This is a genomic window from uncultured Gimesia sp., assembly GCF_937910335.1.
Taxonomy (GTDB): Bacteria; Planctomycetota; Planctomycetia; order Planctomycetales; family Planctomycetaceae; genus Gimesia.
On record NZ_CALEMX010000551.1, the window covers coordinates 1 to 9,266 of the forward strand.

At 45.6% G+C, this 9,266-nt stretch carries 9 protein-coding genes; 6 read left to right on the forward strand and 3 right to left on the reverse strand.

Annotated features, from left to right (window positions below):
- From Q0668_RS22730 to Q0668_RS22755, 6 genes are all read left to right on the forward strand, one after another.
- Positions 1 to 297: family 16 glycoside hydrolase (locus Q0668_RS22730; protein ID WP_298868823.1), on the forward strand; the 297-nt coding region annotated here is incomplete at its 5' end.
- Between the two features lie 60 nt (positions 298 to 357).
- Positions 358 to 546, forward strand: coding sequence for a hypothetical protein (locus Q0668_RS22735; protein WP_298868824.1), 189 nt, complete (start codon positions 358 to 360; stop codon positions 544 to 546).
- 221 nt (positions 547 to 767) lie between these two features.
- Positions 768 to 1,865, forward strand: coding sequence for a type I restriction endonuclease (locus Q0668_RS22740; RefSeq protein WP_298868825.1), 1,098 nt, complete (start codon positions 768 to 770; stop codon positions 1,863 to 1,865).
- Between the two features lie 68 nt (positions 1,866 to 1,933).
- Positions 1,934 to 2,440 (forward strand): DUF2726 domain-containing protein, encoded by a 507-nt coding sequence (locus Q0668_RS22745; RefSeq protein ID WP_298868826.1) that lies wholly within the window; start codon positions 1,934 to 1,936, stop codon positions 2,438 to 2,440.
- Positions 2,441 to 2,582: 142 nt separating this feature from the next.
- Positions 2,583 to 3,626: a hypothetical protein gene (locus tag Q0668_RS22750; protein ID WP_298868827.1), complete on the forward strand. Its 1,044-nt coding sequence runs from the start codon at positions 2,583 to 2,585 to the stop codon at positions 3,624 to 3,626.
- 38 nt (positions 3,627 to 3,664) lie between these two features.
- Positions 3,665 to 4,843: a hypothetical protein gene (locus Q0668_RS22755; RefSeq protein WP_298868828.1), complete on the forward strand. Its 1,179-nt coding sequence runs from the start codon at positions 3,665 to 3,667 to the stop codon at positions 4,841 to 4,843.
- Positions 4,844 to 5,296: 453 nt separating this feature from the next.
- On the opposite strand, the gene Q0668_RS22760 is transcribed toward Q0668_RS22755, so the two are convergent.
- The 3 genes from Q0668_RS22760 to Q0668_RS22770 form a co-directional block, all read right to left on the reverse strand.
- A complete protein-coding gene (locus Q0668_RS22760; RefSeq protein WP_298868829.1) occupies positions 5,297 to 6,838 on the reverse strand; it encodes a hypothetical protein in 1,542 nt (513 codons plus the stop codon).
- A 741-nt stretch (positions 6,839 to 7,579) separates the two neighbouring features.
- Positions 7,580 to 7,795, reverse strand: coding sequence for an acyl carrier protein (locus Q0668_RS25995; protein WP_366918980.1), 216 nt, complete (start codon positions 7,793 to 7,795; stop codon positions 7,580 to 7,582).
- A 289-nt stretch (positions 7,796 to 8,084) separates the two neighbouring features.
- Positions 8,085 to 9,089: a 6-bladed beta-propeller gene (locus Q0668_RS22770; RefSeq protein WP_298868831.1), complete on the reverse strand. Its 1,005-nt coding sequence runs from the start codon at positions 9,087 to 9,089 to the stop codon at positions 8,085 to 8,087.
- Positions 9,090 to 9,266: the final 177 nt, after the last annotated feature.

The window sequence follows — 9,266 nt, forward strand, 5'->3', positions numbered from 1 at the left end:
ATCACGTTGAGCGCAGGCCGCATCAACTGGTGGGGCCGTGATCCTGACTGGGCGGACAAAATCGGATTCCGTGGTAAAGAAGATGTCGAAAGTCCCTTCGGCGAGTGGACACGCATGGATGTAATCTGTGATGGTGGTAACGTTAAATATCTGGTGAACGGTATCGTTGTGAACGCTGGTTCCGACGCCAAACCCGATCATGGTAAATTGCTGGTCCAGACCGAAATGGCAGAGATGTGGGTCCGAAAATGGGACCTGTATCCACTGGGCAAAGCACCCAAATATAAGAAGGATTAGAAGTCTGATTGAACTGATCAAAGCCCTGTTATGGTGTGCTGTCATAACGGGGCTTTTTTTATGCGCGGTGTGGTTTCTCTAATCGCTGTTGGGCGAGCCAACGGTGACACCTGGCTGTTAGAAGTCGGGAAAAAAGATTACCACGAAAAACACGAAAGGCACGAAAACATGGAGGTGGATGTCCCCTGTATTGTTCGAAATGGGCATCACTCCAATGGTGGTTACTGTAGCGGCTGGAGTCAGGAATAAGCAAAAACTTTGCCAGTTGTTGACAGGGGAATACTAAGTGTCATAATGTTTTTATGTGAACATTATGGTGGGGTTTATACTCTCACTTTTAAGCTGGGATTCATTGCAACAAATGTAATGAGTCTTGAGTTCTCGGTAATCATCCCACGCTTTGTTTCGTGCGGTTTTGAAAAAGCAGGCAGGTAAGTCACTGTAACTCTGACGCGACAACAGGAGGAACGATGGATCTGATTGACCGTATGAAAGATATTGCTTCTCGCATTCCCAAGCAGATGGAATACACTCAGACTGAAGAGGCGACTAAGAATGCGTTCATTATGCCCTTTATCAGTGCATTGGGTTACGATGTGTTTAACCCGCTCGAAGTCATTCCGGAATATAATGCTGATATCGGAACCAAAAAAGGGGAGAAGGTTGATTACGCCATTAAAAAAGATGGTGAAATTATCATCTTGATTGAGTGTAAGTGGTCTGGGGCTGATTTACATAAACAACATGCGTCGCAGTTATACCGTTATTTTTCGGTCACATCGGCCCGGTTTGCCATTCTGACGAATGGCATTGAATACGAGTTTTATTCAGACATTGATGAAACGAATAAAATGGACAGCAAGCCATTTTTCGTATTCAACATGCTTCATTTTGAAGATCATCAGATCAATGAACTGAAAAAATTTACGAACTCAGCGTTTTCTCTGGAAGATATTCTTACCACGGCAAGTACACTCAAGTATGCGGGTGCGATTAAGAAAATCTTAGAGGAAGAACTCAAAAATCCGTCAGAAGCATTCGTACGCTTTATCACGAATCAGGTTTACGATGGTCGACTGACTCAGCCTGTGATTGAACAGTTCACGAAAATAGTCAAAGACGCACGTAGTCAGTTTATCAATGAGCGCATCAATGAGCGTCTCAAAACAGCCCTGTCTGCAAATCAGTCTGAATCCACAACTGAGGAAGACGATAAATCAGAAGAAGCCGACGATGACTCTGGTGAAAGAGACGGCGTTGAAACCACACAGGAAGAAACAGACGGCTATAACGTGGTGAAAGCGATTCTCCGCGAAGTGGTCGACGTTTCGCGTGTCACAATGCGCGACACCAAAAGCTATTGCGGCATCTTGCTCGACGACAACAACCGCAAACCCATCTGCCGCCTCCGGTTTAATACGTCTCAGAAATATCTCGGCTTGTTTTCCGGCAAAAATGAAGAACGTGTTGAGCTTGAATGTATCGATGATATTTTTAAATACGCCGATCGGGTGCAGGCTGTGATTTCGGAGTATGAAGGGAATGGGAGTGCGGCAGTTCAAGAATAGGTGAAGTAATCGAGTCCTGATTTCTTAAACGTTCCAAACAGTTTAGTCAATGTACATGATGGTGTGAGATGGGTGTGCAATTAATCGGATTGCTTGTTTTAGTGCTGGTGGCATTACTGTTAATGGCAGTTGTCGCGGTGTTAATGAAACCCGCTGCTTCTTCTCAATCTCTCTATCGATTAAATGGCCCACTCTTTTCGCCGGCCGAACGATCATTTCTGGGTGTCCTCATGCAAGCGGTTCCTGATGAAGCGATCGTGATGGGTAAAGTACGAGTGGCCGATGTGCTTACTCCCGTAAAAGGACTGGAGCGGTCCAAGTGGCAAACTGCCTTTAATAAAATTTCTGCTAAACACTTTGATTATGTAGTCTGTGACCGGTCAACGCTCAAAGTGCTTTCGGTAGTCGAACTGAATGATAAAAGTCATAAAGCAAAGAAACGAATAGAGAGAGACGCTTTTCTCCGGGAAGCATGCTCCAGCGCAGGGCTGCGCCTATTAGAATTTGAAGCCAAAGCAAGTTATTCAGTGGCTGAAGTCAGGAATCAACTTGCTGCGGAAGTTGGTAAACTGTAACTAAGATAAATCGACAATCCTTCAACTTTTCTAGCGACTTCGATGCCTATGGCTGGGTAACTTGTGTTACCAATTGTTCAAGAGTCGGCAGGAACACGAGTTCTGAACCGTTAAACATCTCGCAAAAAGGCTGTAGCATAAAATGACTTCTGGACAAAGAAAATCATATAGTGTTGTGTCTAATGATATATTTTTAATTAGAGGATTAACTGTATCTTCTGAAGTAATTGAAGATAGTCATGATTTTGAGTTTGAAGGTTGTGGCATAGAAATAATACTTCCAAAACTATCTGAAGTGAAAGAAGGATATGAAGATGGTGTTAAGGCTAGTGTTGCTGGCATATATCCAATAGAAAGTCAAACGATTAATTACGACATTCATCAAGTGATAGTTAGGGTCAATAAATCTCAGTCACTATCAATTGATCCTCAATCATTCGACCGAAAACCTGTAGCATATGATCTATACACGGAATTTGAACGAAATGAATTCGACAGAATATGTGATGAATATCGAGGTATTGCAATATCTGCTTTTGAACATTGGATAACTGTTCTTAGATGGGTTGTTGATGATTTCCGAATAGGACGAGATGAGCGATTGGGGTTTGATTCTCGTCGTAGTACTTCGCTTGAGGAATCTGAAAAACATCGGATTGTGTGGAGACGGGGCCTCTCTTATACAATTCACCAGGAAAGGGTTGTAAATTTAAAAGAGTGGGGCAAAGTCGCAGGCTTGCTTGGTAAAGGCAAATCACCACCGATTTATTTTTCTTTAAAACAAGATGCTGAAGAAAATTTAAAGCATGGAAATTATAAGATTTCAATAATCGAACTCGCGATGGCTTGTGAAATATTTCTTAGGACATACGTGTTAAATCTGTTACCCAAAGATCTGGATCATGATCTGGTCAAGGCAATTGAGGAGCTTAATGTTAACCAATATGTGATGAAGCACTTTAAAAATATCGTTTTAGAAGAGTATATGTTTGACTATAAAAAGAAGATCCAAAAGGAACTATCTTCATTATTTTCTAAAAGAAATGAACTAGTGCACATGGGAAATCACCAAGGGGCGACGAAGGATAATTGCCAAAGATTTGTTCTGCTAGCTGAATTACTTTTTAGTTTTAGGGAAAAGATAAAAAAAGAATTGCTTCAGGATTCAGAGATTCCTCATGCTTAAGATGTTTTTGGCGAATATCTTTAATAGGTAAAAATGTGATGTCTAAAGATTTCTATAATAATATTACTATCCAGATGGCTGGTGATGATCAATCACCCTTATTCGATGACTTGATTGAAAAAACTTCTTTTATTCAAAGTGCATCTTCTCTAAATCTCGCAGATATAATAGCTCCTGCAGAAAACCATATGGATACTTCTAAACTTGGACACCTATGGGGGGATGTGGCACCACAAGATGGAAAATATACATTTGAGATCGCAACTGTTTTGCCGTACTATCTTCCCGATTTTGAAAAATGCCCTGAGTATTCAGTAACCATTGATGAGGCTGAGATTTTTGTGTCTTCAAGAATGGTGAAATGTTTTTATACGAAAGATGCATCAAGCCCAAGTCCACTTCAGTACTATCTTGTTCATCGATTAGCCCTAGGTGACTTAATCAGCAAACAGGGGCTTTTGTATACACATCCTGTTCCCTTACGATCTTTTGTTACAAAACGTTATTACATGGAAGGTACTAGTGCAGAAGAAATTATACAGAATAATTTTTATTCATGGGTTCGGCATTTTGTAAACGATCTGTCTTGTCTTTTGGACTCAGTACGAACTGCTAGTCCTAAAGACACAAAGCAGTTACTTCCACAAATGGCTACGACGTTACTTCCTATGTTTTGGATCTCTGTAAAAGGTGCAAATGAAAAAGTTGCTGTTGCGCAGTTTGCCGCGGATTTACCAACTGCAGCTTTTCGTTCGCTTAGTAATCTTGACAAAAGTGGTGTAAAAAGAGCACGATCTTTTCTTGCAGGAAGTAATGCGATTCCCATTCACGATTCAGCTTTAGGTCTTGCTACTACTTACGCTTATTATGGCTATTTGGGATTGGCTCTTGTACAAGTATGTATTGCGTGCGAATCTGTATTGGCTCAAGCTTACGAAAAATTTCTCACCTCCCGTGGTGTAAGCAAAACAAAGTATGCTGAGGCCGAACGTGATATAACGTTTTCTCAACTGTTAAATCTTCATTTAGCTGCTATTAAAGATTTGTCCAAACTTGAAGGTCATGAAAAAATATTATCGCAATTGAATTACGCTCGCAGATGCCGAAATGATGTTGTTCATAAAGGTAGTCTTCAGCAAGTAGTTACAGCTAATGAAGTTGATAATGCTATTGATGCAGCAAATAAATTAAAACAGTTTTTACTTGAAGTGACGTAATAAACGTGCTGAGAATTTTCCTGCTCAGAGGTGGTTTTTCCAGGTAGCATGAGTTTGCTGTAAGTTCCTTTCTCGCTGCGCTCGGTCCGAATTTTATTTGGGCTTACCCCATTTTTCTGGTGTATTCCTGTGTGGAAGATGCGTTTATCAAATCACTGTTGGCGAGTGTATAGACCGGACACATAGGTAACACAGCATCCTTGATTGAGCGGAATGGCGCCAGGTAATGTTTCTTATTTCCAATCGTTCTTTGCAACTTGGGAGGAACCGGGGCTAATGCCCTTCGGCTAATGATCAAAAATAAGATTAGCCGCGAGGCATTAGCCGCGGTTAATACCGATCTTGTTAAAGGTGACTTTCCTGAGAAAAATCCTCAAAACGATTAAATAAACACTACCTGGCGCCGTGCCGCTCAGATACTTGTTGTTGATGGCTGATGCTGTGTTGCTCAGTTCAGTTTTGATCGGCGTAGAGGGCGTAGATGTGAGCGTTGCTGTCGTTTGCGAGTGTGACGCGAATTGAGAATGGTTTGGCGATGGCAATGTCGGTGCTGTTTGTGGCGGGCCAGATGATTTTCTGGCGAGTGCCGTTTCGGTTGAGTTTTGCGGCGTACTTGCCGGAATAGTTGGCGATTGGTTTGCCCTGGTCATCGATCAGCTCGACGATCGGCGGGGTTCCGGCGTTCGCCTGGTCAATATTGGCGATCAGGCGGATGCCCTTCTGTTTGGGATGGATGGTGGTGGTGTCAAAAACCGCCCCGGCGCTTTCGTTGACTCGCGATAAATAGCCGAAGCCGTCGCGTCGCATCTTTACCACTCCAACGCCGCCACGCGGCGGGAACTTCGGGGCCACCGTCAGATCCCAGGCCCCGTAGTAGATATAGGTCTCGTCGCCGACATGAGCGAAGCCCTGTCCCTGGAGTAGCCCGCCCACGTCCCATTCGCCAACCGCCCCGGCCTTGATGAGCACGTAGTCGCGGATCGGTTCGCGGAAGTGGATGCCATTGTTGCTGATATTGAGGCCGAGATCGATGATGCGATCTTTCCATTCGGGACCGCCCCTCCAGATACCGTAGACGCCGAGCAGTACGTTGTTGCGATGCCAGACCGACGAGGGTAAATGTGCTTCCTCATCTTCGGCGGGTTTGCCGGGAATGCCGATAGCGGTGCCGCGCATGAAACCGAACGCGGGTGCCTCCTGCCAATGAATCAAATCTGGCGAGCGGTAGGTTGTCATCACCCGCCCGGCCACTTTACCATCGGGCTGATACACCCAGGGAGTGATCTGTTGGCCGGCGAGGTGATACATTCCCTTCCAGCGAAACAGTCCGCCCTGCTCGAAATGCACGGGCGGCAGGGTGCGGTACTCGTCTTTGATCTGGCCGTTCTGGAATTCCATCTTCGTGGCACCCCGCCAGCGCAACCCGTCTGCGCTGTAGAACGCGACCGATGTGGCGACGTTTTGCTTTCGCTCGGCCAGACGAGTCTGCACATTCATCATCATCTTGAAGCGGCGGGATGGATCGGGATCGTCGGCTTCGTGAAGCACGATCATGTGGATGGTGCAGGCTTCTGGAGGGTCGACGGCGACCAGATTGTTGTTGGTGTTGCCACGATAATTGACCAGTCCGAGATTCGGTTTGGTCCAATGAATGCCGTCGTCGCTCTCTGCGTAGGCAACGCGCAGACCTGCGTAAGCCCTTTTGAAAACGGTATCGTCCAGTGCGACGTACCAGAGTTTAAATTTTCCTTCGTGCTCGATCATCGAACCGTAGAATTGAACGCCGCCTTCATCGCACGAGCCTTTTTTACCGATTGGGATCAGCGGATTGTTCGGGTGTTTCTTCGGCGGCGTCATCGTCAGCTTGAGGTTCGATTTCCACGGGATGCTGTGGTCGTCAAAAGAGAACAGGCTGATGTCGTATTCCGTTGAATCTTCCGCATGTACCGAGGCAGTCAGTGCCAGAACGATCACGAACAATAGTAAGCGACTCATGGGGTGCTCCCGTGTTGTGTTGAACGGCACTACCGATGTCGGCAGTGACGATTAGAGTGATTTACATTTCAGTGTAACAGTATCTGTAGCAGTAGTTTAACGCAGGGGCGGTACTGGGGCTACTCAACGGCCACGCGACCTGGGCCGCTGAGAGTTTGGTACCTGATGTTGTTTATTTTATTGCTCATTGCTTGCGGTGTACTGTGTGCACTTCCGGATTATCAGCTCGGGGTTTTTGTGGCTATCGGATAGAATCTCTGTTCGTGAATTGATTGCACTGATGTTATTGGAATATATTTTCTACCACGAAAAGCACGAAAAGCACTAAAGACACGAAAAGTTGTGGTATGTAATTCGGGGTTGTTGAAGACAACAGGACACCGTCAGCGGACTCAGGCAATTCAGAACAAACTCAACCAACCAGGTTCCATCAAGGATAAAGCCACCCTTCATTCTGGTCGGCGGATAGATGGGGCCTCGCCTTTTTTTTAGATGGAGCAGTCTTTCTTGTTTGCTTTGTGTTTTCATTTTTTCATAGTCGGAGGGAATTCTTTGGGTTTCTTTTTTTCTGCGTTTGTGGTGATAACGGCGGCTAGATAGTGTTTCTTATTTCTAATCGTTCTTTGCAACTTGGGATGAACCGTGGCTAACGCCATTCGGCTAATGATCAAAAACAAGATAAGCCGCAAGGCATTAGCCGCGGTTAATACCGATCTCATTTCATCATATTATTATTCCCTGTCATTTAAACTTTGCAAAGCAAAGAAAATCGCCGAGCGTCTGAATCTGGTGAAAGGCGTCATCAGGGATGGTTATATCGAATTCATCCTCCATCGCCATCACCAACTCAACAAATTCAAGCGAATCTACATTGAAATCCTTGAAAGAAGTCTCTCCGGTAATCTTATCGGGCGCGGAGCCAAACAAGTCTAAAGCACGTTTCGTAAGGGATTCAATGAATTGTGCAGAGGCCCGCAGTAGACAACCACATTGCGGACAGGGCGCATCGCCTGCCGGGTCTGAGAATTTAATGTTGACGCTCGCTCCACACAGGGGGCAATGACTGGAAAATCCTTCAGGGGTGCGAGATGAAATAGTCATAAGCGTTTCGGGACCGTTAACAGATTATTTGGCGGAGATACGTTATCGATTCAACTCCAGGTAATCCAAAATAGTAATACCCGCTCATAAAGACCCTACACACCGGCCTTAGTCGACCGGTGCGTATGAATTTCAAAGTCAGTCTCTACTTTACGCGTACCAGCTTCATCAGTCGGCCGGATACGTTCCAGTCCTGCACATACAGGTTGCCGTCTTTGTCCCAATAGGAACCGTGCGTGCCGTTGAAGACGCCTTCGATCCATTTGTCTTGCGGAACATTGAAGTTCACGCGGGTTTTAGGATCTACGTTGTGGCCGAGGACCGCCATGATCGTGTTGCTTTTGTCCAGAATCACCAGTCGACCGTGCAGGTCGGGTACGGAGACATAATCGCCTTGAACAGAAACAGAGGTCGGCATTCCTAATCCGGTAATGACTTCTTCGATATAGTTTCCGTCGAGGTCGTAATGCAACAGACGTCCTTTTGGCTGGTGGTTGCGGTCGCAAATCAACAGACGTGGCGGATCGTAACGTGTATCCAGCGTCATGCCGTGGGCGGTGTTGAATTGCTTGAGGTCGTTTCCTTTGGTCCCGAAGTGTTTCAGGTATTTACCATTTTTATCAAATTTGAAAATGTGGTTACTCGCGTAGCCGTCGGATAGAATGATATCACCATTGGGGGCAACCGTGATCGCCGTTGGGGCGAACTTCTTCAGATCTAAGCCCGATTCCTTGGGAAACGGGAGCTTGAGCACGATGTCCCCGGTTTCCGCATTAAACTTAATGCCCTCGGCGGCTGCGTTACGTGCACCGTAGATAAATTCCCCGTCTTCTTCATCACGAATTTCCATGTCGTGAATGTTCGAATATTCTTTTCCCAGAAAACGACGCACCACTTTACCATCAGGCGAGAAAACAATCACACCAATCTTGGCACTCGTATAGATGTTGCCTGCCTTGTCAATCACCACACCACCGAGTGTTGGTCCGATGACAGAACGACCTTCTTCATCAAGGCCCCAGCCCGGCACCGTATCAAAAGTCATCAGCCCAGTACCCATTCGCACCGGCTTGACCTTCTCCGCCGCAAATGCTGGCACCACGATGCTAAGTAAAAGAATAGCGGCAACTGAAATCGAACACTTCTTCATAATCCGGGTTCCTGTTTTATTTATGATCGTTATGGAATGCTCAGCGAAAGGCTGAAGTTCGTAAAAACACCAGAAAGCGATAGAGCAAAACCTACCGCCAGCCTCTCCAGTATCCAGCGATCTGCTCCATATTTCAAGCTGCACTGGCCATTCCGGCCTCAGTCACAGCCCAAAAAA